The organism is Pseudoalteromonas sp. S3178, from assembly GCF_005886985.1.
Taxonomy (GTDB): domain Bacteria; phylum Pseudomonadota; class Gammaproteobacteria; order Enterobacterales; family Alteromonadaceae; genus Pseudoalteromonas; species Pseudoalteromonas carrageenovora.
Genome location: NZ_PNCW01000181.1, coordinates 1 through 242 on the forward strand (window position 1 = coordinate 1; position 242 = coordinate 242).

Below are 242 nucleotides of genomic sequence, written 5' to 3' on the forward strand. Positions count from 1 at the left end.
ATCTAGATAAGATCCATCGTGTCATTACATGGGCGGCAGAAGGCCTAGATAACGTCTCAGTTTCTCAGGTTGAATTAAAGTCACACATCCAGTTTTATGACGGTATTCGTACTGGTGATATCCACGAAACGATTATTAAAGCTGCTGCGGATCAGATTTCTAAAGAATCGCCTGATTATCAGTACCTTGCTGCTCGTTTAGCTGTATTCCATTTACGTAAAAAAGCCTATGGCCAGTTTGAG

The 242-nt window shown here is 41.3% G+C and carries 1 protein-coding gene; it reads left to right on the top strand.

What is annotated here, in order from left to right:
* On the top strand, positions 1–242 hold a 242-nt coding region (locus tag CWC11_RS20520; RefSeq protein ID WP_249330785.1), incomplete at both ends, for an ATP cone domain-containing protein.